Origin of the sequence: Micromonospora sp. DH14, from assembly GCF_029809455.1 — a bacterium.
GTDB classification, from domain to species: domain Bacteria; phylum Actinomycetota; class Actinomycetes; order Mycobacteriales; family Micromonosporaceae; genus Micromonospora; species Micromonospora parva.
Genome location: NZ_JARVKT010000002.1, coordinates 1 through 25,614, shown reverse-complemented (window position 1 = coordinate 25,614; position 25,614 = coordinate 1). Strand labels below are relative to the sequence as shown.

Sequence of the window (25,614 nt, the reverse complement as noted above, 5' to 3'; positions counted from 1 at the left end):
GCCGCTGCCGCCGGCCGATCTCACCAGTGTCGGCAAGGCCCTCGTGGGCGCCGGGCCCGGCGCGGCCCACCGCACCGGGGGTCGGCTGGCCCGGCCGGATCGACTCCAGCGACGGATCGGTGGCGTCGGCCGGCTCAGACCTCACGCAGCTCCTCGACCTCGTCGGCGCAGCCGAGCACCTGGCAGATCTCGGCGGTGACGTCCGCCGGCATCATCCCCTCGTGGGTGCAGAGGGTCAGCAGCTTCTGCGCGGAGATGCCGAGGTTGGCCAGCAGGTCGGCGTCACCGACCGGGTCGGCCTCCGGGTCGACGACGGGCTGTTCGCTCTCGTCGTCGCCGGTGCTCGCCGGGCGGGGCTCGTCGTCACCGTCGAGCCCGGTGACCGAGGTCTTCAGGTCACCGACCAGCAGCGCCCCCAGCTGCGACTCCTCGGCGTACGCAGAGTCCGAACCGAACACCCGCAGGTCCTCGCCCTCGTCCAGGCGCAGGATCACCAGGTACGCGTCGTCGGCCTCGACGAAGAGCAGCGACACGTCGGCCTCCTGGTCGACGTCACGCAGCCGGTCGGCGACCTCGTCGATGTCGGTGGCGCCACGCAGGCTGACCTCGGCAGCGGTCCAGCCACTGTCGTCGCGCACCACGGCCGCAGCGAAGTACGACACGGTCCCCCCAATAGCCCTCGACACAGCGTCGACTCGTTACGCGTGCACGTTAGCCGGTCGGGTCGGCGGGCGACCCGTCAACGCCCCGAAGGGCGGGTCATTCCTGACAAAGTCGAATCAGCCGACGACTCGACGGCGGGTGGCGATGAGTTGCCGCAGACGCTCGGTGCGCTGCCGCTGTGGTCGGCTGCGCTGGCGGACCGCCCGGGCACCCGCCAGCTCGGCCAGCAACTGCAGGCGGCGGCGGCTGCGATCGGGATCCTGTCGCGGAGTGGTCCAGACCATAGTGCCGAGCGTGCCGAGTCTGGGCGGCCACGTCAAGACGGCGTTCGCTACGCAGCCAACCGGGCACACGGTGCAGTCACCGGGTGGCGTTGCGGGGCCGGTCCGTGCCGGTCACCACAGCGGCCAGTCACCACTGGTGGCCCAGCGGACCGCCACCACGGCGGCGGCGATGCTCCAGCCACCGGCCGTGACGATGGCGACCCCGGTGGCCACCCCCCGGTCGCCGTAGCGGACCAGCACCAGGGCGGTGACCCAGGCCAGCAGGCCGGCGATCACCGTCCACCACGCGTAGCTGGCCACGTCGGTGCCGAGCAGGCCGAACAGCAGCAGCCAACCGGCTGCCGCGCCACCACCGGCGGCGACGCCACCGCCGGTGACCGGGTTCGGCTCGCGGTAGGTGGGTCGGGTCGGGGGCCCGGAGGGGAAGAGACCCGACGGGGCACGCGGCATCGGGCGGGCGGCACCGAAATCCGGGCCAGGTTCGGGTCGGGCAAAGGTCACCGTCGCTGCCCTCCCTCACGCGTGCCGCTCGTGCCCACGGTACCGGCTCTGCCAGGATGACCGGATGGCCTCGCCGACGATCAGCCGCCGCGCTCGTCCGGCGTACCCCATTCTGCTGCTGCTCGCCCCGGTGCTGGCCGCCGGTTGCGCGACCACCCGGCCGGGGGTGCCCGACGGCGCCGCGCCGACGCCACCGGCGGTCTGGGCGACAGCCGACCAGCCGGCGTCGCAGCCGTCGCCGGCGGCGACCGACCCGAGCCCGCCGGCGCCGTCGTCGGCCACGCCCTCGGCGACGGCACCCCGCGTCGGGCTGAAGCATGTCTTTCCGGTACGCGCCGACAAGGTCGACTACCACCCGACGCACGGGGCGTACCCGGCGACGGACCTCTTCGCCGACTGCGGCGAGCCGTTCGTGGCGGTGACCGACGGGACGGTGCTGGAGGTGAGCCGCGTCGACCGGTACCGCAAACGTGGGCCACAGGGCCCGGACAACGGCGGCCTGTCGGTCTCCCTGCTCGGCGACGACGGGGTGCGGTACTACGGCTCGCACCTGAGTGTCGTGACCAGCGGTGTCGACGCCGGGGTGCGGGTCCGCGCCGGTCAGCAGCTCGGCAAGGTGGGCCGCACGGGCAACGCGAACAACGTCTGTCACGTGCACTTCGGCATCTCGCCGGGGTGCACCGGTAAGGACGGCTGGTGGATCCGGCGTGGGGTGATCTGGCCGGCGCGTTACCTGGACTCCTGGCGGCGCGGCGGCAACCGGGAGCCGGCCGCCGAGGTCACCGCGTGGCAACGCCGGCACGGCTGCCCGAAGGCGCCCTGACATGGCTCGCGCGAGAGATCCCATCGCCGACCTGCGCCGGATCGCGTTCCTGCTGGAACGGGCCAACGAGGCCACCTACCGGGTACGCGCGTTCCGGTCGGCGGCGAAGGCGTTGGCCGGCCTGCCCGCGGCCGAGCTGACCGAACGGGCCGGCAACGGCACGCTCACCGAGCTGGCCGGGGTCGGTGACGTGACGGCCCGCTGTGTGGCGGAGTCCCTCGCCGGTGAGGAGCCGGTCTACCTGCGCCGGCTGGTGGCGACCGAGGGCAGCGACCTGGACGCCGAGGCCACGGCGCTGCGCGCCGCCCTGCGCGGCGACTGCCACACCCATTCGGACTGGTCCGACGGCGGTTCGCCCATCGAGGAGATGGCGTTGGCCGCGGTGGAGTTGGGCCACGAGTATCTGGTGCTGACCGACCACTCGCCCCGGCTGACGGTGGCCCGGGGGCTGACCGCGGCCCGGCTGCGCCAGCAGCTCGACCATGTGGCGCAGGTCAACGCGGCGCTGCCCGAGGGTTTCCGGATCCTCACCGGGATCGAGGTGGACATCCTCGCCGACGGCTCCCTGGACCAGGACGACGATCTGCTGGCGCGGCTCGATGTGGTGGTCGGGTCGGTGCACAGCGGGCTGAAGGACGAGCGGTCGAAGATGACCCGGCGCATGGTGAAGGCGGTCGCCAACCCGCACCTGGACATCCTCGGCCACGTCACCGGCCGGATGGTGTCGTCCCGGCCCGCCGGGGTGACCGGTCCGGGCGATCGGGGGCACCGGGCGCGTACCCGGGCGGAGAGCGACTTCGACGCGGACGCCGTCTTCGCCGCCTGCGCCGAGCACGACACCGCCGTCGAGATCAACTCTCGGCCGGAGCGGCAGGACCCGCCGAAGCGTCTGATCCGCCGCGCGTTGGAGGCCGGCTGCCGGTTCGCCATCAACACTGATGCGCACGCGCCCGGCCAGCTCGACTGGCAGCGGTTCGGCTGCGAACGCGCGGCACTGTGCGGTGTCCCCGCCGACCGGGTGGTCAACACGTGGTCGGCGGAGCAGTTGGTGGCCTGGACGCACGACCGGCGCTGACCGACTCGCGTTTCAGGAAATCGGGGTGTCCGGGTCCGCCGGACACCCCGATTTCTGGAAAGCCCTGTCGATCAGGTGGTCGCTCAGCGGCGGGCGGGCTCGGCGGCCGGGGTGGCGGGTGCGCCGACGCCGACCACCGGGCTGGTCCGGCGGCGGCTGAACATCCCCTGCGAGACCGCGACCCCGAGCAGCACGATCAGCGCGCCGACCGGTTGGTGCCAGTTGAGTCGTTCGTCGAGCGCCACGGCACCGATCAACACCGCGAAGATCGGGATCAGGTACGTGACGGTGGACGCGGTGCTCGCGCCGGCCACCCGGATGTTGCGCATGTTGATCACGAACGCGAGGCCGGTGCCGAGCGCGCCGAGGGTCAGCACGCTGGCCACCACCCCCGCCGAAAGCTCGGTGGGCAGCGGCGGGAGGCCGGCGACGAAGGGGGTGACGATCGCCAACTGCGCGGCGGCGAGCAGCAGTTGCGCGGTGGAGAGCGACAGACCCGAGTGCGTGCTGCCGGCGACGAACCGCTTCTGGTACGGGATGGCCACGCCGTAGCAGGCCGCCGCGCCGAAGCACATGAGCTGCCCGACGAAGTGGGCCCCGCCGATGCCCTCCCAGACCCCGAGCACCACCAGCACCCCGACAAAACCGAGCCCGAGCCCGACCGCCCGGCGCACCGTGAGCCGCTCGGTGCGGAAGACCAGCACCGCCAGCGGCAGCACGATCAACGGGGTGGTGGCGTTCCAGATGCCGGCCAGCATCGACTCGACCCGCTGCTCCCCGTAACCGAAGAGGGTGAACGGCACTGACACGCCGAAGGCGGCGACGACGGTCAGGTGCGCCCAGACCCGGGGCTCGCGGGGCAGTCGGTCGCGCAGCACGGCGAGGACCACCAGCAGCGTCAGCGCGCCGGCGAGGACCCGGTAGAGGGTGAGTTGAACAGGGTGCAGCTCGGCCACCCCGACCTTGATGAACAGGAAACTGGAGCCCCAGATCGCGGCGAGGGCGACGAAGCCGGGCAGCCAGGCGCGGACCGGCGCTTTGTCAGGAGTGGTATCGGTGGTCACCCCTGACACTCTGCCGTAACCGTACGACAAAGTCGCGCGCCTTTCGGACGTCACGCCGTGCCCGAACCCGCAGCTCGAACACAACAAACGTCGGCGACAAAGCGGTGGGGCGGTCACGTAGTGTCGCAGCGTGGGACGAATTGATGAACTCGCCAACCGCTACGTGGCCGAGTGGGCGCCGTTGAGCCCCACCGGCGCGACCTTCGTCGGCATCGCCGGCCATGACGATCAGCTCGACGACCTGTCGCCCGACGGCTACCGGGCCCGCGCGGACCTCACCCGCCGGACGCTCGCCGAGCTGGAGGTGACCGAGCCGGAGACCGAATCGGAACGGACCGCCAAGGAGGCCATGCAGGAACGACTCGGCCTGGACCTCGCCCGGTACGACGCCGGCGAGGTGACCAGCGAGGTCAGTGTGATCACCAGCGGACTGCACGAGATCCGCATGGTGTTCGACCTGATGCCCACCGCGACCAGCGACGACCAGGCCAACATCGCCGCCCGGCTCAACGGTTTCGGCGCCGCCCTGGAGGGCTACAAGACCACCCTGCGCGAGGCGCTCGCCGCCGGTGCGGTCAGCTCGAAGGTGCAGCTGGTCGAGGTGGCCAAGCAGTGCGACATCTGGGTCGACCCGACCGGTGACAACTTCTTCCACGGGCTGGTCGAGCGGCTGGGAGCGGAGGGCACGCTCGGCTCGGAGCTGCGTCGGGGCGCGGCGGCGGCGACGGCGGCGACCGCCGAGTTCGGCCAGTTCCTGCGTACCGAGCTGGCCCCGCACGGGCGGGACAAGCAGGCCGCCGGCCGGGAGCGCTACGAGCTCGCCTCTCAGTACTTCCTCGGCGCCAAGATCGACCTGGACGAGACGTACGCCTGGGGTTTCGCGGAGCTGGCCCGGCTGGAGGAGGAGATGCGCGTCGTGGCGGGGCGCATCGCCGGCTCGGGTGCCACCGTCGACGAGGCCGTGGCCCGGTTGGACGCCGACCCGGCCCGGACCATCCAGGGCAAGGAGGCGTTCCGGGACTGGATGCAGGCGCTGGCCGACAAGGCGATCACCGAACTGCACGGCACCCACTTCGACATCCCGGAGCAGGTCCGCCACATCGAGTGCTGCCTCGCCCCGACCAGCGACGGCGCCATCTACTACACCGGCCCCAGTGAGGACTTCTCCCGCCCGGGTCGGATGTGGTGGGCGGTGCCGCAGGGCATCACCGACTTCTCCACCTGGCGGGAGGTGACCACGGTCTACCACGAGGGCGTGCCCGGTCACCATCTCCAGGTGGCGCAGACCGCCGTCCGGGCCGACCTGCTCAACCGCTGGCAGCGGCTGCTCTGCTGGGTCTCCGGGCACGGCGAGGGCTGGGCGCTCTACTCGGAGCGGCTGATGGACGAGCTGGGTTACCTGGACGACCCGGGTGACAAGCTCGGCATGCTCGACGGCCAGGCGATGCGCGCGGCACGGGTGATCGTGGACATCGGCATGCACCTGGAGCTGGAGATCCCGAAGGACAACCCCTTCGGCTTCCACCCGGGTGAGCGGTGGACGCCCGAACTGGGCTGGGAGTTCATGCGGGCGCACTGCCGGGTCCCGGACGAGAACCTGCGCTTCGAGCTGAACCGCTACCTCGGTTGGCCGGGGCAGGCGCCGTCGTACAAGGTGGGTGAGCGGATCTGGTTGCAGGCCCGCGAGGACGCCAAGGCCCGCAAGGGCGCCGACTTCGACCTGCGGGAGTTCCACCGGCAGGCGTTGGACCTGGGTGCGCTGGGTCTCGACCCGCTGCGTCGGGCGCTGGCCCGGCTCTGACCAGGCCACGGCCGCGCGCGCCGACGGTACGACGGGTCCGTCGCCGCGCGCGGCCACGCCCGAGCCGAGGTCGCCCGCGCGGTCGGGCGATCAGCTGAGGCTGAGCGCCAACGCCGGGCGGGCGGTCAGCGTGTCACTGGTGACGTACGCCAGGTCGATGACCGGGTCGGTGAACGTGATCGGGATGGGCGAGGTGATCGGAAGGCCGTCCGGTAACGGCAGGTCCGGAGTCAGCGTGATCTTGATGCCGAGCAGCCGGCCGACGAACCGGGTCGCGTAGAAGGCCACGTCACCCCGGACGGTCAGTTGGTTCGTCGCGTACCGCTGGTTGCGCCCCGCGGGACCGTCGGCGCTCAGCAGGAAGTCGGTGGTCACCGCCTCCCGCATGCTGAACTTCAGCACCGTGAGGTTGCCCCGCGCGGTGCGCAGGTCCGTGATCCCCTCGAACCGCAACCCGGTCATCCGCACCGACGACCCGGTGAGCTTCGACGCCGTCTGGGCCACCGTCGGCAGACCCGGGTCGGCGGCGATGCGCGGCAGTGGCTTGCCCGGTTGCACCGTTGCCGGCCGGCCGGGCGTCGGCTCGCCCGGGGCCGGCCTGCCGGGGGACTGCGACGGGCAGTCGGTGGGGTTGGGGCGGGGCGTCGCCGTACCCGTCGGCCGGGGTGACGGCGTGGTGGTGGGGCTTGCCGAGGGGGCGGGGTCGTTCTGTCCGCCGATGCCGAGCAGATCGCCGATTCCGTCCAGGATGTCGGTGATCACGTTGCCGTCCCGCGTCGGGCTCGGGGTGGGCGTCGGGGTGGCCGCGCCACGGGTGGGTGACGGGGTGACGGCCCGGGGCGGGGTGGGGCAGCCACCGGAGGCCGGCCGGTTCGGCGCGGCCTGCACCGCTCGGGGTTGGCCCGCCAGCCCGACGGCTGCCAGGCCGACGACCACGAGCGCGATGGCGAGGGCTCGCGGATCAGCGGAACGTCCCGGCCACTCGGGCGGCGCACCCTCGCCGGACGCCCGGACCGACTCGCGCCCGTCGCCAGCGGCCTGATCGACACCGCAGCGGCCAGGCTCAGCCTGGTCGGTACCGGTCTGCCCACCGCCGTCCCGGTCGGCTCCGTCCTGACCACCGTCAGCCAGGCCGACGCCGGCCAGCCCGCCGCCACCCGGAACATCGTCGTCCTGTTCGATCTCGGCCGCTGTCGGGGTGGCCGGCGCGGGGTGGACCGGCGTCCAGGCGAAGGCGAGGGCGCTACCGATGACGCCGAGCAGCAGGCCGACGAAGAAGCCACCGAGGTTGAGCCCGATCAGCGAGTACACCGCGGTGACCGCCGCGACGACCGAGTAGAACAGCCGTTGCGCCGGGCTGAACCAGAGCAGCACGCCACAGGTCACCAGGATGATCGGGATCAGCAGCGAGAGCAGGCCGGTCGCGCCACTGCGGAAACTGAGGCCGTTGACGGTCATCCGGGTGGAGGCGAACATCTCCAGCCCGGCCAGGATGATGAGCAGTCCGCCCCAGAACGGCCGGCTGCGCTGCCAGCGGCGGAAGTGCCGCCACGCCTGAGCCGGACCACCGGGCCGGGCGTGGGACGGGTTCGCGGTTGTCACGTACTCCTCCTGGCCGAGCGGGAACAGGGACCTGGGCCTGGCCCGCGGTGTCGACCACCGCGGACCGTGGCTCACCTCAGAAACACTCCTTGCCCTTCGCGTCATCACCCACGTTGACCTTGAGTCGGAGGCCGATCAGGTTGAACGTGGCCGCGGTGGTGTAGCGGGACACCTGTCGCAGGTTGGTGATGGTGACGTGGTCGGAGTTCTGGCCGAACGAGCCCGCCTGCGCGGTCGGGTTCAGGTCGGTGGCGTCCCGACCGATCTTGATGTTGGTGAACGTCGCGTTGCCGTCCAACGAGTCCATCGCGATCAGCAGGTCCTTGGCACGGGCCGGTTCCTTGCCCTCACCGGCGTTGATGGTGAGCACCACCGGCAGGCCCGGCAGGTCGGCGCGGACGGACTGGCAGAGGCTGTACAGCTCGGCGCTGCTGATCTCGGAGAGCGCGATCGGATGGGCCTGGCCGGGCTTTCCGTCCTTACCCTTCTCGCGGACGATGCCGCCGTACTGCTTGAAGCCGTCGCCTTCAAGGCGATCGGCGCCAATCTTGAAGGTCTGGCCGGAGACCGTGATGTCGGACGCGATCGCGCCGGTCGACATTCCGAACAGGATGGCGCCCGTGGCGACGGTGGCGGGCACCATCATGGCGGCGAAACGCCACCACCGGGTACGACCCTGACTGTGTAACCGATCCTGCACGGGCTCCTCCTCGGGACGATGCGCACGAGTGGCCGGGTTCCGGCCGGGCCCGCACCGGGAGCCGGCGGCCTGTTACCGGCTGGTAACGATCGGGCTTGATGGTGCACCCGTTGCCGCACAGGTCACAACCCCCCGATTACCGGGCGGTAACAGTCGGGCCACCCCACGAGGACGCAGCATCACGGACCGTCACCGTTCCGACCATCGCAACCCTCCTAAATGGCCTCAATGCCGGCAGGAGGCGACAGGGCAATCGGCGCACGGTGACGAGGCATTGACTGATTACAATCGAGTAACAAATGTAAAGTACCCAGGTGGCACGGGTTGCCACATGACTGAGGGGTGGACCGCTTTGCGGTCCACCCCTCAGTCACACGTCCGGTCGTACGCGCCTCAGCGCTGCTCCACCTCGCCCGGAACCTGACGCTGACTCGGCACCGTCGGGTCCTCCGACTTCCAGTTCGTCGAAGCCGGCGGAATCTCGTCGGTCAGTGGCCCGCCGACCGGCTCCGGCCGGGGCTGCTCGACGGTGTCCGTGTCGCGCACCGGCTCCTGGTCCACCCGGGTCGGGTCGTCGACCGCCGGATCGGCGCGGTGCCGGGCCGTCCCACCCTCGGGTCGGGTCACCAGCCACACACCGAAGACGACAGCGAGCAGACCGAGGACGCCAGCGACGATCGGACCCCAGAAGCTGATCAGGCCGATCTTGAAGCGGTTGTCCTTGACCGTCTCGACACTGCGGCTGACCGTGTCGTCGTTGTAGTTGAAGTCCGCGTCCAGCAGCACCGTGGGGGTGCCGGTGTTGGGCTGCAACTCCTTGCGCTGCTGCTCCCGCACGTTCACGTACGAGCCGGTCACCGGATCGACCCAGACCGTCCGGATGTTGCTGTAGACGATCTGACCACTGGTGGCACCCGGCGCGAACTTACCGAGCAACGTCTGGAGGCTGCTCTCCGGCGTGGCCAGCGCCTCGTTGTCGATCCGCTGCTCGAAACGGTACGTCTCGATGCCCTTGATCTTCTCGGTGCCGACGAACTTCGCCGGAGTCGCCCGCTTCAGATCACGGTCGAAGATCTGGTAGTCGCGCTTGTCCGTGCCGAACGGGAACTTGTAGATCTGACCGGAGTACTTGACGTTGCCGACCGGAGTCGCGTCCGCCCCGGTCTCGTTGAGCCACTGCTCCTTCCACGGCGCGGCGGCACCGGAGATCCGGTCGAGAGCGAGCTCGGTGCTGTACTGGCTGACCACCACCTCGGGGCTGTCGGTACGCCGGACCGTCTGGTAGACGTCCCAGATCACCGTGTCGCCCTTCAGGTCCTCGGGAAGCCGGTCCCTGGTGTCGTCGGGCTGTGGAATGACCTCGACATTGGACGTGAGGTCACCCTGCAGGACCTCGATGGTCGCCGAATCTCCGACCCGGGTGATCTTCAGGAACTTGGCGTTCTTCGCCTCGGCGACGGACGTCGTTGGCTCAAGATCATATGGCAGCTTGGTCACGGCGGGGGCCACGTAAAACGGCAGCCCGGCCGCGAAGACCAGCAATAAGACGCCAAGCCCGAAGAGCGCGGCGCCCACGCGAAGCTTCACTCATCCTCCTGTAACCTGCCGCCCTACGACCTGTTGTCCGGGGCACCCGATCCTTAACATGGCGGGAGGTTACTCCCCGGTCACCTTCAAAGCGACCCCCTGGATGTCCAGATGTCCACAGCCGCCGCGCCAACAGTTTCGGAGCCTTCGGTAACCGACCGCCTTCCCGCCCTCGACGCGCTGCGAGCAATCGGCGCGGTGGCGGTCGTCGGTCACCACGTCGGATTCCAGACCGCCGTCACGATGAACACCACCTGGGGCGGCTGGCTGGCTCGGCTGGACGTCGGCGTCGCCATCTTCTTCGTCTTGTCCGGGTTTCTGCTGTTCCGGCCGTGGGCCCTCAGTGCCGCGACGGGCCGGGCCCGGCCGCGCGGCAAGCGCTACCTGTGGCGGCGCGCCCTGCGCATCCTGCCCGCCTACTGGTTGGCGGTGACGGTCTGCCTGATCGTCCTGCCGCAGAACGGGCAGGCGTCCGTCGCCGACTGGATCCGCCACCTCACCTTCACCCAGATCTACCAGCCGGGGCAGCTGCGCGCCGGCCTCAGTCAGACCTGGAGCCTCGCCACCGAGGTGGTGTTCTACCTGATCCTGCCGCTGGTGGCCGCCCTCGCCGTGGGCCGCTCCTGGCGTCCCGTCCGGACCGTCGTGATCGTCAGCGGGAGCGCGCTGCTGACCGCGGGATGGCTCACCCTGATGGGGTTCGGCTGGCTCGACACCGCCCTGCACACCATGTGGCTGCCCTCGTACGCCGCCTGGTTCGGCACGGGCATGGCACTGGCGGCGGCGCACGTAGCCCTGCGCACCGGAACGGCACCCGCGGCCTTCCGCGTCCTCGACGACCTGGCCTCGGCGCCGGTCACCTGCTGGGCTGCCGCCGTCGGCCTGATGGCGATCGCGACGACGCCCGTCGCCGGCCCCCGCGACCTCGCCGAGCCGACGGCCGCCGAGTTCGGCGTCAAGCTGGCCCTGTACCTCATGATCGCGGCGCTGATTCTGATCCCGGTGGCCTTCGGCGGGCCGAGCCGGGCCAAGGAGATCTTCCGCAGCTCGTCCGCCCGGTGGCTCGGCGCGGTCTCGTACGGACTGTTCCTGTGGCACCCCATGGTCATCGAACTCATCTACCTGATCGACGACCGACCGCTCTTCTCCGGCGGGCTGCTCAACACCTTCGCCCTCACCATGGCCTTCGGTCTGATGTACGCCGCGGTCAGCTACTACGGCGTCGAACGACCCCTGCAACTGCTCGGATCACAGCCCCGACGTCGACCCACCGGGCGTTCTCAGGCGTCCGCGGCCCCCGCTCCCACAGTGGCCGCACCGGCCACCACACCGCCGACCGTCGCGGCCGGCACGCCGACGCCCACCGTCGGCGGGTAGCGCAGCGCTGGCGGGTAGCGCAGCGCTGGCCCATCGGGGCATTGCCGGCCGGCACACCAGCCCCTAATGTGACGCGGGTCGCTAAATTACTTGAGAGTAGGGTTCGCGTGGAGCGTCGCTTCGGCATGCCCGAACACGTGTTGTTCCTCAACTGGCGAGACACCCGCAACCCCGAGGGTGGCGGCTCCGAGGTGTACGTCGAACGGATCGCCGCCGAGCTGGTGGCGCGCGGATTCCGCGCCACTCTCTTCTGCGCCGCCCACAGCCAGGCTCCCGCCGACGAGATCAACGAGGCGGGCGTACGGCTGGTGCGGCGCGGCGGCCGGCACACCGTCTACCTCTGGGCGGCTCTCTGGTACGTCGTGGGCGCACTGGGCATCGGACCGCTGGCGGCCCGCCGCGGCGGCCGACCCGATGTGCTGGTCGACGTCTGCAACGGGCTGCCGTTCCTCGCTCCACTGTGGGCCCGACGCCCGGTGGTCAAGCTGATCCACCACGTGCATCGCGAGCAGTGGCCCGTGGTGCTTCCACAGTGGGCGGCCCGGTTCGGTTGGTGGATCGAGTCCTCGCTCGCCGTCCGCCTCTACCGGCGGTGCCGCTACGTCACCGTCTCCGAGGCGACCCGCCGCGAGTTGGCAGAGCTCGGCGTGCCACCGGAGCAGGTCTCCGTGGTGCACAACGGCACCCCGACGCTGCCCCACACCGACGTCGAGCGGGCGACGTTCCCGCTGCTCGTGACACTGAACCGGCTGGTGCCCCACAAGCGGGTCGAGGTGGCGCTGCGAGCCGTCGCGGCCCTCGCCGACGAGCTGCCCCAACTGCGTCTGGTCGTCGCCGGCCAGGGCTGGTGGGAGTCACACCTGCGGGAACTCGCCGCGGAGCTGGACATCACCGAGCGGGTGGAGTTCCGGGGCTTCGTGACCGAGGAGGAGAAGGCCGCCCTGCTCGCCTCGGCCTGGGTGGCCCTCACCCCGTCCCTCAAGGAAGGCTGGGGGCTCACGATCGTGGAGGCGGGTTCGGCCGGCACCCCGACTGTCGCGTTCCGGGAAGCGGGCGGCGTCGCCGAAGCGGTCGTCGACGGGCGCACCGGGCTGCTGGCCGACGACATCGACGACTACCTGCTGAAGGTGCGCACGCTTCTGCACCGGGATGAGCTGCGGCGGGAGATGGGCGCCCAGGCCCGGGAGCACGCGGCGAGCTTCACCTGGCAGGCTGCCGGCGGACGCTTCGAGGCGATCCTGAAGGCTGCGGAGTCGCCCCGCCCGGTCGCGCAGCGGGGCGAGCCGTCCTACCTGTCGCCGTAAACCGCAGGGGCGTACGGGTCCTTCTTTCCGGCCCGCTTGGCCGCCTCCGAGACCTGCTTGGCCTGGTTCACGGCCTCCTCGTCGGTGGCGGTCGCGGCGGCCGAGATCCCGCCGAGAGCCAGGATCCCCAGCAACGCCGCCACCAGGCCAGACACGGCCAGGGTCAGAGCTCTACGCATGCCAATCCTCCAATGGCGAGACGTGCGAGCGGACGTTACCACGCGGTAGGTCGCCGGTGTAGTGCCGAAACGGCGGCAGCGATGACCACCAGAAGGGCAGCGCCGAGTGCCGCCACCACCGCCAGTCGGGCCGGCCCGGACGGCCCCGGTGGCAGCACGGTCGCCGGGTTGCGGTACAGCGTCAGTGACGGTCCGTCGTACACCCGCACCAAGCCGCCGAGCACCTCAGATTCCACCTCGCCGGAGACCTCACGCTGCACCAGGACCCAGCGCACCCCGGTGGTCCAGACCGGCTGCCCGGCCGCCAGCGCCCGGCGCATCTCACCGACGCGCGGGTTCTCGCCGGCCACCGCGACGTCGCCGACCCGCAGCGTGTCGTCGGTCAGGACCGTCCCCGGCAGGTAGCGGGGCGCCGGGTCCAGCACCACCCGACCAGGGTTCCACTGGTACGCGCGGTAGGCGCTCAGCGGCAACGAGAGAATCTCCCCCGGCTCCTCGTCGAGGTATGCGGCCACCCGCTGCCACTCCGCCGGATAGCTCACCGGACGAAGCCGACCGGCACCGCCGAACGCCAGGTCCGGCAGGACCGCCACCGGCAGGAACAGCAACCCGACCAGGACCACCCCGGCCAGTTCCCGGTCGAGCCGGGCCACCAGCCGCTCGGCCCCCAACGCCGCACACACCACCAGCAGCAGGGCGTACGGAGCCAGGAACTTCTGACCATCGCGCAGCAGCCCCGCGCCGGGCAGGTGCACCACCGCCCAGCGCAGCACGGCATCCCCGCCGGGGAGCACCCCGAAGGCGGCGAGAAGACCACCGATCCCGGCGAGCACCGCCAGCCGCGCCGCCCCGCCCGGGGGCAGCCGACGCCGCAGCAGGCCGGCACCGACACCGGCCAGGATCAGCAGCAACACCGTCGCCACCGGCACCAGCGGCGCAGCGCGACTGGCCGGCGTGGCCTGCGCGCTCCAGATACCCCCGGTGCCGGCGAGCGCCACCAGAGGGCCGGCCCAGTTCTCCGAACGGGCCGCGAACGCCGCGACGCCCGCCGGATCCGAGGCACCACCAGCACCGCTGACCAGGGCGGCGATCACCCACGGGGCATTGAGCACGCCGACCGCGGCAAACGCCTGCCGGGACCGGTGCGGGTGCATCCGCTGCGACACCAGCAGCGACCGGGGCGCGCGCATCCGGTCCGACGTCAGCACCAGCACCATGCCCAGCGCGATCAGGCCGCCGGTCGGCGTGATAGCGGCGGGAGCGGCGGCGAGCACCACCCGCGCCAGCGCGCCAGCGCGCCCGGCCCGCAGGTCCAGCGTCGCCCGCACCAGCCAGGGCAGCGCGGCGTACGCGAGGAGCAGCCCCCACTGCCCGATCAGCAACCGCTCGGCCAGGTACGGCGTCCACGCGTACGCCAACGCGGCGAACAGCCGGACCGCGCGGCGATCGGTCGGCACCAACCGGCCGGCGCCGACCGCCGCGAAGAAGACCGCCCCGGCCAACGCCAGTCGCTGCACCAGCCAGCCCGGCACCAGTTGGGTGACCAGCGAGACCACCGCGTCCATCGGCACCGCCCGGGGCAGGCTCTGCGCCGGGGCGACGAGATCCCAGGTCAACGGCTGCCGGGGTACGAACACCATGTCGTAGAGCAGCGCGTAGCCGGGCTTCGCCAGCGGAGCCAGCACCAGCGCCGTGACCGCCGCCGCTACCACGTACAGCGGCAGCGTGTCCCGCGCCCGTCGAACCGGTGCGTCGGTCCGCTCAACCATTCACGACGCCGGCACAGCCCGACCAACAGTGATCAACTCGGTGCAGACCCCGACCCCCGGTGTCCGCACGGTGACCTCGACCGCGTCCCCCGCGCCCTCCAACAGGAAGAAGACGTCGTTCAGCCCGCGCCGCAGGGTGATCTCCCGTGTCGCGTCCCCGAGCCGGAACAGCGCCGTCGAGTCACCTGAGCTGAGGTAGCCGAAGTGCACCACGTACGGCCACTCCACCAGGTACCCGTCCAACGGGATCCGGGTGGGTCGGCCGCCCTCCGCCAGGTGCCCGCAACCGTCCACCGGGCCGGGCACGATCTTCCGCCCCTGGACCACGACCGGACGGATCCGGCCGAGATCGTCGAACGTCGACGGTTTCGCGGCCTCCGTCACGAAGGTGGGACGGCGCTCGGCCGGGCGGAAGAAGTGCGACTGGAGATTGTCCGGCCAGAAGTAACCGGCGACGACCCGGTCCGGTACGGCCATGTCCAGGAAGACCGTGCCCGGCGGCGCGGCGGCCAGCTCGGCCTGCGCCGTCGCGAGATACTCCCGCCCGTACTTGGTACTCCAGTTGTCCCCGAAACGGCCGGTGCTCCACAGGGTGCCCACCCCGATCGTCGCCAGCACGACGATCATCGTGACCAGGCCGACAGCGAAGGCCCCCGGCTCCCGCAGGACCGTCGGCACCGGCCAGGCCGACACCTCGTCCTCGTTGGTGTCCTTGATCCCCAGCAGCGCCGCGCCGACACAGATCGCCGCCACCAGCACCACGTCGGCGACGTACCGGGGGACGACACCGATCAGCGGACCGAGCGGGCCGCCGAGCCGGGTCACCGCGAACAGGACCGCCACCAGCCCGAGGTACGAGGTGAGCAGCAGCCAGGCCCGCCCGGCCGACGGGCGTCGCCGAACGGTGACCACGACGAGCGTCGCCAACACCGCCCAGGACAACCACTTCGCGATGTCGTACGGGTCGACGAGCGGCGGACCGTCACCGGCGTAGGTCCAGCGCCAAGGGCCGCCGAGCAGACCCGGCACCACTGTCTCGCCGATCAGGTCACCGAGGAAGTTGAGAACCTGACCGACCGAAGTCGGTTCCCTCAGCTCGCCGGAGGGACGGTTCAGATAGAACGCCAGGTACGCCCCCGAGAGCACGGAGAGCACCAGCCACGCCGGCCAGTACCGGCGGACCGCCGTCAGCAGACTGCCCCACCCGCCACCGGAGGTGAAGAGGAAGACGGTCAGCAGGAACAACAGCGGCACGATCAGCAGCGACTTGGTGTCGAAGAGCAGGCCGAACACCAGCCAGAACGCGACCACCACGAGGTGCCGCAGGCGCCCGGTACGGACGTACCGGACCTGGGCCGTCACCGCCAGGACCAGTGCCAACTGCATCGGCAGCACGAGCAACCCGACCAACCACAGCGAGGAGACCTCAAGGGTCAGCGGGCTGAACACGTACAGGCACAGCGGGATGAGCAGACCCCAACCCGGGCGGAGCAGGTCACGCAGCAGCCGGTAGAGAGCGATCCCGGTCGCCGCCTGACCAACAGCCAGCAGCAACACCCACGGCCAGGTGGCGAAGCCCGCCGCTCGCACCATCGCCCACGCCACCAACAGGCCGCCGGGCATGAGGTGATTGTTGAACGTGCGCAGCAGATAGTCCGGGTCCAGGCCGGTGTCGAGCACCTGTGCGGCGATGACGAACTCGTCCTGCGAGAACCAGCCACGGGCGGCGAGGCCGGCACGCCAGGCGACGGACACGGCGATCAGGGCGATCGCCACGGCGCGGACGGGGTCGGCGCGGAGCCATCGGCCGATCGGCCCGGGCCCGTCGCCATCGGACGCGACGCGTTCCGGATGCGTCTCGGCCTCAGCTTCTGGCATTGACATGGTCGGCAGCCTGCCACACGCTTACACGCCGTGGGGACGGCCGTTCTCCCGATAACGCCACCGCAGCGTCCCTGGTCGCCCGTCCGTGCCCGGTCCGGACAACGTCGCGCGACAGTCGTCTGCTGCAGGTGCGCGTCCGGCCGGTGAAGACAGGAGCCGAAATGCGTGCAGAGGTGGCCAGTGGCGCCGCTCCGGGGTCCAGCCGGAGCCGGCACACGGCCCGACGGTTCCGGCACCTGGTCATCTGCATCGCGCTGACCGCCCTCGCCTTCCAGCAGGCCCCGGGCCAGGTCGTCCCGGACACCAAGGTCGACCTGAACGTCAACCCGGCGGGGTGGTTGCTCCGCTCGCTGCACCTGTGGGACCCCACCGGCACGTTCGGCCAACTACAGAACCAGGCGTACGGCTATCTCTGGCCGATGGGCCCGTTCTTCCTGCTCGGGTCGGAGTCCGGCCTCGCGCCGTGGGTGGTGCAGCGGCTGTGGTGGGCACTGCTCTTCTGTGTCGCCTACCTCGGCGCGGTACGCCTGGCCGGCCGGCTCGGCATCGGAACGCCCGCCGGTCGCATGATCGCCGGTGTCGCGTTCGCGCTGTCACCGCGCATCCTCACCCAACTCGGCTGGTCGTCGGTGGAAGCCTGGCCCAGCGCGGTCGCCCCCTGGGTGCTCATTCCGCTCGTCGGCCTCGCCGCCGGCACGAACCTGCGGCGCGCCGTCGCCGGGTCGGCCCTCGCCGTCGCCTGCGCCGGTGGCGTCAACGCCACCGCCGTGTTCGCGGTGGTGCCACTGGCGGTGCTCTGGCTCGCCACCCTCCAACCCCTACGCCGCCGGGTCATCGCCATCGCCGCCTGGTGTGGCGCGGTGGCGCTGGCCACCGCCTGGTGGTTGGTTCCGCTGCTGGTCCTCGGCCGGTACAGCCCTCCCTTCCTCGACTACATCGAGACCGCCCGCAACACCACGAGCGTCACCGACGCGGTGACCACGCTGCGCGGCGCCTCCTACTGGGTCGCCTACCTGGCCTCGCCGTTCGGGCCGACCATCCCGTCCGGGGCGCGACTGGCCAACGAGGCGGTGCTGGTCGCCGCCACCCTGGCGGTCGCCGCCCTCGGCGTCCTCGGGCTGTCCCGACGCGGCATGCCGCACCGCCGGTTCCTCATCACCGGTCTGCTGCTCGGCGTCGCGCTCGTCGGTCTCGGGCACATCAGCGACCTGCCGAACATCCTCGCCGGGCCACAGCGGGAATTCCTCGACGGCGTCGGCGCACCCCTGCGCAACGTGCACAAGTTCGACGTCCTGCTCCGCCTGCCAGTGGCCCTGGGCATGGCGCACCTGATCGGGCTGGCCGTCCGGGCGGCACGCACCGCGCCGGCCCGGCACCGCCCGCGCACCGTCGCCCGCGCCTGGCTGACCGCCGGTGTCGCCATCGTCGCCGTCACCACCGTCGCCACGCCCGCGCTCGCCGGCGGTCTCGCCACCCCGGGAAGCGTCAAGGAGGTGCCCGGTTACTGGCACGAAGCCACCGACTGGCTCGACGCGAACACGGGACGCGGGCGGGTGCTCGTCGTACCCGGAGCGCGCTTCCCGTCGTACGACTGGGGAAACACCACCGACGAGATCACCCAGCCGCTGCTGAGCAGCCGGTGGGCGGTACGCAACGCCATCCCCTTCACCCCACCGACCACGATCCGGCTGCTGGACGTGATCGAATCGACGCTCGCCAACGGCGCCGGGTCGACCGGCCTGGCGGACCTGCTGGCCCGCTCCGGGATCAGCCACGTCCTGTTCCGCGCCGACCTCGACCACGGCCGCTCCGACACTGCCCGCCCAGCGGTGGTCCGCCAGGCGCTGGAACGCTCACCCGGACTGACCCGCGTCACGTCCTTCGGGCCGCTGCGCGGCGGACCCTCGTCCGCCGACGAGTTCCGCGACCACGGGCTCGACGTGCCCGTCCGGGCGCTGGAGGTCTACCGGGTCGACCGGCCGGTCGAACCGGTGGTCGCGTACGACAAAGCCGACGTCACCACAGTGGTGGGCGGCCCCGAATCACTTCTCGACCTCGCGGCGGCGGGTCAGCTCGGCACGGCGCCCACCGTCCTGGCGGGCGACGCGCCGACCGCCGACGTCGCCGGCCCGGTGGTGCTGACCGACGGGCTGCGCAGGCGCGACGTGTCGTTCGGCCGACTGCGCGACAACACCTCCCAGACGCTGACCGCCGACGACACCTTCGAGGTGGCCGCGCCAGCCCACGACTACCTGCCCGAATGGGGGGCGCAGCACTCCACCGTCGCCCGGTTCGAGGGCATCGACGCGATCCGCACCTCTACCGCACGCTCACAGGTGGACTCGCCGGGCGGCGCCCGCCCCGAACACCAGCCGTACGCGGCGATGGACGGCAACCCGGCGACCTCCTGGCAGTCCGCGCCGTACTCGCCCAGCGACCGTCAGTGGATCGAGGTGAGCCTCGCCAATCCGACGGCTGTCAGCAGAGTCGAGGTGTGGTTCGACCTGAAGGCTGACGCCCTGCCCACGACGGTGACGGTCAGTGCCGGGTACGAGAGCGTCACCGTCGAACAGTTCACCGACCACATGGTGTTCGAACTGCCCGGCGTCCACGCCACCCGGAAGGTCCGGGTCTCGGTCGACGGCGCGTACGACCTCCGCCCGTTCGGAAACGGATCAGTCGGCATCGCCGAGATCAAGATTCCGGGCATCCGGACCAGCCGCACCCTGGTCCTCCCCGCCGCACCGGCCACCGACCGACCGGCGGCGGTCGTCGTGTCGGCAGCACCCACCACGCCGGCCTGTTTCTCCGTCGACGGGCACCCGCACTGCTCCACCGACGCCATCCGTGGTTCCGAGGACGCCTCCACCATCGACCGGACGCTGACCCTGCCGGTGGCCGGCGCGTACGACGCCAAGTTGTGGGCGCGGCCGACGGCCGGCGGTGACCTGGACAGCGCCCTCGACAAGGTGGTAACCGACGCGCAGCCGCTGCGCCTCGCGCCGCAGATCAGCGCCTCCTCGACGGCAGCGCCCGACCCGACCGGCCGGGCCGGGGCAGCGCTCGACGGCAACCCGGCCACCAGCTGGTCACCGGCGATCGACGACGAGGCGCCGATCCTGCGACTCACGTGGCTCAAGCCGCAGACCATCACCGGGCTCCGCTTCTCGGTCGACGACAAGACAGCCGCCACCCGCCTGGGCAGTGTGCGGGTGGTCGGCGACGACGGCTTCCGCAGCAGCCTGCTCGGCGACGACGGGCTGCTCCGCCTGGACCCGCCGATGCGGACCGACGAGATCACCATCCAGTTCCTCGACAAGCCGTCCGCCACCAGCACCGACCCGTACAAACTGCGGTTGCCGGAGAAGCTGCCCATCGCGGTCGGCGAGGTGACGGTGCTGCCCGGCGCACCCACCGTCGGACCGCGCCTCGACACCCCCCTGTCGCTGGCCTGCGGGTCGGGGCCAACGCTGCAGATCGGCCCGGCGCGGGTGACCACCTCGCTGCGCGGCACGCTCCGCGACCTGCTGGAAATGCGCGAGATGCCGGTGACGCCGTGCGGGCGGAACACGCCCCGGCAGCTCGACCTCGGCAGCGGAGAGCATCGCATCGTCGCCACGCCGAGCCAGCTGGCCTCGCCCACCACCGTCGCCCTGGTGCCGCGGACACCCACGCCGGCCGCCGCGACCGCCAGCACCACCGAGATCGAATCCTGGACGGCCACCGAGCGGCGGGTACGGGTGGCCGGCCACCCCGTCGACCGGGTGCTCGCGGTGCGGGAGAACACCAACAGCGGGTGGCAGGCGACCCTCGGCGGGCGAACGCTGAAACCACTGGTGGTGGACGGTTGGCAGCAGGGCTGGATCCTTCCCGCCAACGCCTCCGGTGAGGTGCGGTTGCGGTTCGCACCGGACACCCCGTACCGGGCAGGGCTTCTCCTCGGCGGCGTCCTGCTCGCGGTGGTGGTCCTCCTCGCGGTGCTGCCCGCCCGACAGCCCACCGGGCGAACCTCGACGAGTCCCGTACCGCGCGGCAGACGCCGGGTCACCCGCTCGCTGCCGCTGCTGGCGGTCGGGGCCGGCGCGTTGGTGCTGTGGAGCGGCCTCGTCGGCGGCCTGCTGGTCGCCGCGGGATTCATGCTGGCGGTGCCCGGCCCACGCCGCCTGCCCTGGCCAGCCGACCCACGTCGGGCCAGGACGATCAGCCGGGCCGTGGAGACCTGGCTCCCGGGCGCGCTCGTACTGCTCGCCGGTTGGCTCTACCTCGACTCGACGCGCCGGAACACCGACGGGCTGCTGCAACTCACGATCGTCGCCGCCCTCGGTGCCCTCTGGCTCTCCACCACCGTCCGTCGACGGCCGGTCCGCCGGATCACGCCGACCGCCGGGACCCCGGCCGCCCCGGCGGTGGCGGCGCCGGAACCGGACCGGGCGGCGGCACCGGCCGACGAGCAGCTCCCGACCTTCTCGGAGATCACGTGAGCGGTCGGCGACAGGTCCGTCCCGAGGAGACTGCCCAGACCGAGCTGACCCGCGGCCGGAGTACGGGCCTCGGCGCGGCCGGGATCAGCGTCACGGTGGCCGGCGTACTCGTCAACGGCCTGGCCTACGTGGTGCCGGTGCTGGCCGCCCGGCGGCTCGACCCGGCCGACCTCGGCGCGCTCGCCGCCGCCCTCGGTCTGGTGGCCATCGCCGGTGTGCCCGGGCTCGGTCTGCAACTGGCCGTCGCCGTGCACCACGCCCGGCACGGGTCCTCCGACACCCGACGGCTCACCGCGATCACCGCGGCCGTCTGCGCGGGGGCCCTCACCGTGGCGACGCCACTGCTGGTCACCGCCCTGGATCTCCCGGTCGAGATGCCCGTGCTGCTGGCGGTCACCACAGCGGCGATCGTGCTCTCCTCCCGGCCCCTCGGAGAGTTGCAGGGTGGCCAGCGCTTCGTACGACTCGCCAGCGGGATGGCAGTGCTCGCCGCCGGCCGCTACGGCGGCGTGATCGTCGGACTGCTGCTCGGCGCGGGACCGACCGGCGCGCTGGCGGCCGGCGCGCTGACCGCCGCGCTCGCCCCGGCGGTGCTGGACCGACTCGCCCGCGAGCCCGGACGACAGTCCGACGTCCCACGGCTGGCCGTCGCTCAGATTGTCGCCGGCTGCGGTGCGACGCTGGCCATGCTCGTCGTCTCCTACGCCGATCTGCTGCTGGCCCGGCAGCTGCTGCCCCCGGCGGATGCCGGGGCGTACTCGGTCGGCACCGTGCTGAGCAAGGGCGCGCTCTGGGCGCCGCAGGTCGCCGCCGTCCTTGCCCTACCGCGGCTGGCCCGCGGCGACCGGCGCAGCCGTACTGTTGCGCTCGCGGTGACCGGCGGATGCGGCCTGGTGCTGGTGCTCGCCTCGGCGCTCGCCGGAGGGCTCGCCTTCCGCCTCGCCGGTGGGCCCGACTACGACCACCTCGGCCGGTACGCGCCCCTCTTCGCGGCGGTCGGCGCCCTCTACGCGGTGACGTTCGTGCTGCTCAACGACCGGCTCGCGGCCGGCGCACGGTGGGCGGCGGCACCGTTGTGGGTGGGCATGGCCGGCCTGGTGGCCGTCACCGCGACGCTGCGGCCACACACCGTCCCCGGTCTCCTTCTCGCCGCCCTGGGCACGGCTGTCGTCGTCACCGCCATGATGGCGGTGGCGGCCCGTCGACCAGCCCGGGCACCGGTGGGCGAGCCCGACTAACCCTCCGCGAGCCAGTCCGCCAGGAGGCGGTGGTCGATCGCGTCCACCCGACCGAGCTGACGACCCGAGGCCACCCGGTCCCGCAGCTCCGCCCGCGTGAACCAGCGCGCCTGCAGCAGTTCCTCGCCGTCGACGCGTACCTCGTCGGACGTGGCGGTGGCCCGGAAGCCCACCATCAGGCCGGCGGGGAACGGCCACGCCTGCGACCCCTGGTAGGTCACGTCGGTGACGGTCACGCCCGCCTCCTCGGCCATCTCCCGACGGACCGCGTCCTCCAGGCTCTCGCCGACCTCGACGAAACCGGCGAGCGTCGAGTACGCGTCCTCGGCCGCGCCCGCGTGCCGGGCCAGCAGACACCGCCCCGGCGGACCGGGTGCCTCGACCAACACGATGATCGCCGGCTCGATCCGGGGAAACAGCAGCCGCCCGCACTCCGCGCCGGTGCAGGTCCGCAGGTGCCCGCCGCCGCCGGTGACGGCCGCCGCGCCGCACGTCCCGCAGAATCGCTGCTGCCGGTGCCAGTGCAACAAACCCCTGGCGTACGCCTGGACGGCCGCGTGACCGGGTTCGAGCCGCCCGACCAGGGCCCGCACGTCGACGGACCGCACCGCGCCGGCCAGCTCGACGGCGGACCGCTCGGGCAGGTCGGAGAGGTCCGCGGCGAACACGGCGACCTCCGCGTCCAGCCCCAGGAAGACGGTCTCGGCGGCGGCGGAACGGACCAGCGCCGCGCGCTCCGCGCTGAGCCGAACCGGCCCGTCGCCGTCGACGAGACAGCGGTCCCGCCACATGGCCAGCAGCACCGTGGTCGGCTCGGCGAACAGCTCGCTCAACCGCGTCGGATCGGTACGCAACGGGCCTGCCCGGTCCAGCCAGCCGCCCCCGTACGCCAACACCCGCTCCGCAGTGCCCACCCGGTCACCGTGCCACGTCGGTGATCCGCCCCCGGCACCGCCCCCGGGTCGGTGCGACACGCCGTACGGCACGCGGTGGCAGCGCCTGGTGGGCGCAGCCGCGAGGACGGCTGGGCATTCGTTACCGTAGGTGGCTCCGGGAGGGAGGACCTCCCGCGGCACCCTGGCGATCGAGGTTGCAGTGACGTTGTACGGCGAAAACAGTCCACCTGTCGACGACCGGCCCACCGTGCAGGTCACCGCCGTCACCTGGCCGGACGATGGACCTGAGCCGGTCACGACAGCCGCTCCCGGCGAACCCGACAACGGCCCGCGCCGGTCACGTCGGGTGCGGATGCTGCTCGCCGCCGGCATCACCGGTGGCGTCGTCGCCGCCGTGGCGGGTGCCGGCGCCTGGGCGTACGCCGGTGACGTTCCCCGTGGCACCAGCGTGCTCGGCACCGAACTCGGCGGCCGGAGCCGCGCGGACGCCGACCGGGAGTTGCGGGCGGAGCTGGACCGGCGGGCGGCGACGCTGGCCACACCGCTGAAGGTCACCGTCGACGGGCGTACCGCCGAGATCAAACCGGCCGACGTGGGGCTGGCCGTCGACGTGCCGGCGACCGTCGCGGCGGCGGCTGAGGCCGACGCGCACCCGGTCAGCCGGCTGGTCGGCTCCCGCACCGTCGAGCCGGTGGTGACAGTCGACGTGGGCCGGTTGGACGACGCGCTCCGCAGGGTGCTCGGCGCCCAGGCCCAGGGGATGACGATGCCGGCGATCACCTATCAGGGCACCACCCCGAAGGTGGTGCAGCCCAAGCCCGGGCTGGCCTTGAGCCCGGAACGCTCCGCCGAGGTGGTCCGCGCCGGCTGGCTGGCCGGCGAGCCGGTCACCGTGCCGCTGGTGGAGACCCACCCGGCCACCACCCCGGAGGAGTTGGATCGGCTGGTCAACGAGCTGGCGAAGCCGGCGGTGGCCGCACCGGTCACCCTGCGCACCAGCAAGGGCTCGGTGACGGTCCCGCCCGCCGCCATCGCGAAGAGCCTGCGGTTCAACGCCGACAAGACCGGCAAGCTGACCCCCACGGTGGACGTGAAGCGCCTGCGGACCGCGCTCGGCGAGAAGTTGGCCGCGATCGAGGTACCGCCGAAGGACGCCACGATGACCATTGCCGGCGGCCGACCCACCGTCAAGGACGGACAGTCCGGGCAGCAGCTGGACACGGCGGCGCTCAGTCGGGACCTGCTCGCCGTGCTGCCGAAGGCAGACGGCCGCGAGGTGACCGGCGAGCTGAAGCCGACGCCGCCGCAGCTGACCGCGGAGAAGCTCGCCGGCCTGGGCATCAAGGAGCGGGTCTCCACCTTCACCACCCGGTTCACCGGCGGCATGGCCTCGTCGCGCAGCCAGAACATCGCCACGATCGCGAAGAAGGTGGACGGCACTGTCGTGCTGCCCGGGAAGACGTTCTCGCTCAACGGTCACACCGGGGAACGCGGTTACGCCCAGGGCTACCGGGACGCGCCGGTCATCCTCGACGGCAAGTTGGTGCCGGGGGTCGGTGGTGGCACCTCGCAGTTCACCACCACGCTGTTCAACGCGACCTACTACGCCGGCCTGGAGGACGTCGAGCACAAGCCGCACTCGTACTGGTTCGACAGGTACCCGGCGGTCATCGAGTCGACCATCTTCTGGCCCAACCTGGACTTCAAGTTCCGCAACAACACCGAGGACGGCGTCCTCATCGACACGTCGTACACGTCCAGCTCGGTCACCGTGTCGATCTGGAGCACGAAGATCTACGACAGTGTGAAGACGGAGTACAGCCCGCGCCGCAACATCACGACGCCGAAGCAGATCCACCTGACCCCCGGGCCCTCGTGCATCGAGACCAACGGCATCAACGGCTTCACCCAGGACGCCTTCCGGGTCATCAAGAAGGGCGGCGTGGTGGTCAAGCGGGAGAAGTTCACCTGGCGCTACGACGCGGAGCCCCGCTACGTCTGCGGACCGAAGCCCTCCTGAGGTCCGCTCCACGTCGCCCTTTTCTGAGTCAGGTGTGGGGCAGCTCGGCCGCGCTGTCGCCGTGCTGCCCCCATGCTCAGGACCGCCGCCACGCAGGGGTCACCACACCCGCACGATCGCGCAATATCCTGCTTGTAAGTGGTAACAGCACACCAACAAGGCCACTACATCATGGATCGAGCACGACCTTGAGCTCCGGCGGTGCGCCCATTCTCGACAGGGGCCGTAGAAAGCAGAAGAGGCCACCCCGTGAGGGGTGGCCTCTTCTGAAAGATTGTCCGGCGGCGTCCTACTCTCCCACACCCTCACGAGTGCAGTACCATCGGCGCTGGAGGGCTTAGCTTCCGGGTTCGGAATGTAACCGGG

General features: G+C 71.7%; 19 protein-coding genes and 1 rRNA gene. 8 read left to right on the top strand and 12 right to left on the bottom strand.

The genetic code is table 11. From position 1 onward, the window contains the following. Window positions 1-134: 134 nt before the first annotated feature. From QCZ28_RS04260 to QCZ28_RS04250, 3 genes are all read right to left on the bottom strand, one after another. On the bottom strand, window positions 135-662 hold the full coding sequence (locus QCZ28_RS04260; RefSeq protein WP_030328163.1) for a tRNA adenosine deaminase-associated protein: 528 nt from the start codon (window positions 660-662) through the stop codon (window positions 135-137). A 117-nt stretch (window positions 663-779) separates the two neighbouring features. Beyond that, the gene (locus QCZ28_RS04255) at window positions 780-947 is read right to left on the bottom strand and encodes a hypothetical protein (RefSeq protein WP_167337265.1); all 168 of its coding nucleotides are present in this window, start codon (window positions 945-947) and stop codon (window positions 780-782) included. A 111-nt stretch (window positions 948-1,058) separates the two neighbouring features. After that, entirely contained in the window at window positions 1,059-1,397 is a 339-nt protein-coding gene (locus QCZ28_RS04250) for a hypothetical protein (protein ID WP_279515565.1), read from the bottom strand. A gap of 115 nt (window positions 1,398-1,512) precedes the next feature. On the opposite strand from QCZ28_RS04250, the gene QCZ28_RS04245 reads away from it, so the two are divergent. Together QCZ28_RS04245 and QCZ28_RS04240 are read left to right on the top strand one after the other, a co-directional pair. After that, the gene (locus QCZ28_RS04245) at window positions 1,513-2,271 is read left to right on the top strand and encodes a M23 family metallopeptidase (protein WP_279515322.1); all 759 of its coding nucleotides are present in this window, start codon (window positions 1,513-1,515) and stop codon (window positions 2,269-2,271) included. A gap of 1 nt (window position 2,272) precedes the next feature. Then, complete coding sequence (locus QCZ28_RS04240) at window positions 2,273-3,346, top strand: PHP domain-containing protein (protein ID WP_030328170.1); 1,074 nt, start codon at window positions 2,273-2,275, stop codon at window positions 3,344-3,346. Window positions 3,347-3,429: 83 nt separating this feature from the next. Here QCZ28_RS04240 and QCZ28_RS04235 read toward each other — a convergent pair whose 3' ends face one another. Further along, entirely contained in the window at window positions 3,430-4,410 is a 981-nt protein-coding gene (locus QCZ28_RS04235; RefSeq protein WP_209444463.1) for a DMT family transporter, read from the bottom strand. A gap of 130 nt (window positions 4,411-4,540) precedes the next feature. Between QCZ28_RS04235 and QCZ28_RS04230 the strand changes: the two genes are divergently transcribed. Continuing rightward, window positions 4,541-6,211 carry a DUF885 domain-containing protein gene (locus tag QCZ28_RS04230; protein ID WP_279515321.1) on the top strand — a complete coding sequence of 557 codons (1,671 nt, stop codon included), beginning with the start codon at window positions 4,541-4,543 and terminating at the stop codon, window positions 6,209-6,211. Between the two features lie 90 nt (window positions 6,212-6,301). Here the strand turns inward: QCZ28_RS04230 and QCZ28_RS04225 are convergent, their stop codons facing one another. The 3 genes from QCZ28_RS04225 to QCZ28_RS04215 form a co-directional block, all read right to left on the bottom strand. Continuing rightward, window positions 6,302-7,813 (bottom strand): DUF6114 domain-containing protein, encoded by a 1,512-nt coding sequence (locus QCZ28_RS04225; RefSeq protein ID WP_279515320.1) that lies wholly within the window; start codon window positions 7,811-7,813, stop codon window positions 6,302-6,304. 76 nt (window positions 7,814-7,889) lie between these two features. Then, window positions 7,890-8,513 (bottom strand): DUF6230 family protein, encoded by a 624-nt coding sequence (locus QCZ28_RS04220; protein ID WP_279515319.1) that lies wholly within the window; start codon window positions 8,511-8,513, stop codon window positions 7,890-7,892. 393 nt (window positions 8,514-8,906) lie between these two features. Beyond that, the gene (locus QCZ28_RS04215) at window positions 8,907-10,100 is read right to left on the bottom strand and encodes a DUF3068 domain-containing protein (RefSeq protein WP_279515318.1); all 1,194 of its coding nucleotides are present in this window, start codon (window positions 10,098-10,100) and stop codon (window positions 8,907-8,909) included. 111 nt (window positions 10,101-10,211) lie between these two features. On the opposite strand from QCZ28_RS04215, the gene QCZ28_RS04210 reads away from it, so the two are divergent. Both QCZ28_RS04210 and QCZ28_RS04205 read left to right on the top strand, forming a co-directional pair. After that, the gene (locus QCZ28_RS04210; protein WP_279515317.1) at window positions 10,212-11,477 is read left to right on the top strand and encodes an acyltransferase; all 1,266 of its coding nucleotides are present in this window, start codon (window positions 10,212-10,214) and stop codon (window positions 11,475-11,477) included. Between the two features lie 125 nt (window positions 11,478-11,602). Beyond that, window positions 11,603-12,781: a glycosyltransferase family 4 protein gene (locus tag QCZ28_RS04205; RefSeq protein ID WP_279515564.1), complete on the top strand. Its 1,179-nt coding sequence runs from the start codon at window positions 11,603-11,605 to the stop codon at window positions 12,779-12,781. Here the strand turns inward: QCZ28_RS04205 and QCZ28_RS04200 are convergent. From QCZ28_RS04200 to QCZ28_RS04190, 3 genes are read right to left on the bottom strand one after another with little or no spacing between them, the layout of a single operon-like run. Beyond that, window positions 12,766-12,960 carry a hypothetical protein gene (locus QCZ28_RS04200; protein ID WP_279515316.1) on the bottom strand — a complete coding sequence of 65 codons (195 nt, stop codon included), beginning with the start codon at window positions 12,958-12,960 and terminating at the stop codon, window positions 12,766-12,768. The genes QCZ28_RS04205 and QCZ28_RS04200 overlap by 16 nt on opposite strands. Before the next feature lie 35 nt (window positions 12,961-12,995). Then, window positions 12,996-14,729 carry a hypothetical protein gene (locus QCZ28_RS04195; protein WP_279515315.1) on the bottom strand — a complete coding sequence of 578 codons (1,734 nt, stop codon included), beginning with the start codon at window positions 14,727-14,729 and terminating at the stop codon, window positions 12,996-12,998. Next, window positions 14,730-16,613: a hypothetical protein gene (locus QCZ28_RS04190; RefSeq protein WP_279515314.1), complete on the bottom strand. Its 1,884-nt coding sequence runs from the start codon at window positions 16,611-16,613 to the stop codon at window positions 14,730-14,732. A gap of 161 nt (window positions 16,614-16,774) precedes the next feature. Between QCZ28_RS04190 and QCZ28_RS04185 the strand changes: the two genes are divergently transcribed. Continuing rightward, window positions 16,775-21,094, top strand: a complete 4,320-nt coding sequence (locus QCZ28_RS04185; protein WP_279515313.1) for an alpha-(1->3)-arabinofuranosyltransferase — start codon at window positions 16,775-16,777, stop codon at window positions 21,092-21,094. Window positions 21,095-21,138: 44 nt separating this feature from the next. Next, on the top strand, window positions 21,139-22,332 hold the full coding sequence (locus tag QCZ28_RS04180) for a polysaccharide biosynthesis protein (protein ID WP_279515563.1): 1,194 nt from the start codon (window positions 21,139-21,141) through the stop codon (window positions 22,330-22,332). Here QCZ28_RS04180 and nudC read toward each other — a convergent pair. After that, window positions 22,329-23,246 carry an NAD(+) diphosphatase gene (gene nudC, locus QCZ28_RS04175; RefSeq protein WP_279515312.1) on the bottom strand — a complete coding sequence of 306 codons (918 nt, stop codon included), beginning with the start codon at window positions 23,244-23,246 and terminating at the stop codon, window positions 22,329-22,331. The two genes, QCZ28_RS04180 and nudC, sit on opposite strands and share 4 nt — an antisense overlap. 181 nt (window positions 23,247-23,427) lie before the next feature. On the opposite strand from nudC, the gene QCZ28_RS04170 reads away from it, so the two are divergent. Then, window positions 23,428-25,248 (top strand): VanW family protein, encoded by a 1,821-nt coding sequence (locus tag QCZ28_RS04170; protein WP_279515311.1) that lies wholly within the window; start codon window positions 23,428-23,430, stop codon window positions 25,246-25,248. 276 nt (window positions 25,249-25,524) lie between these two features. Here QCZ28_RS04170 and rrf read toward each other — a convergent pair. Then, window positions 25,525-25,614: ribosomal RNA gene (rrf, locus tag QCZ28_RS04165) — 5S ribosomal RNA — on the bottom strand; the annotation flags it as partial.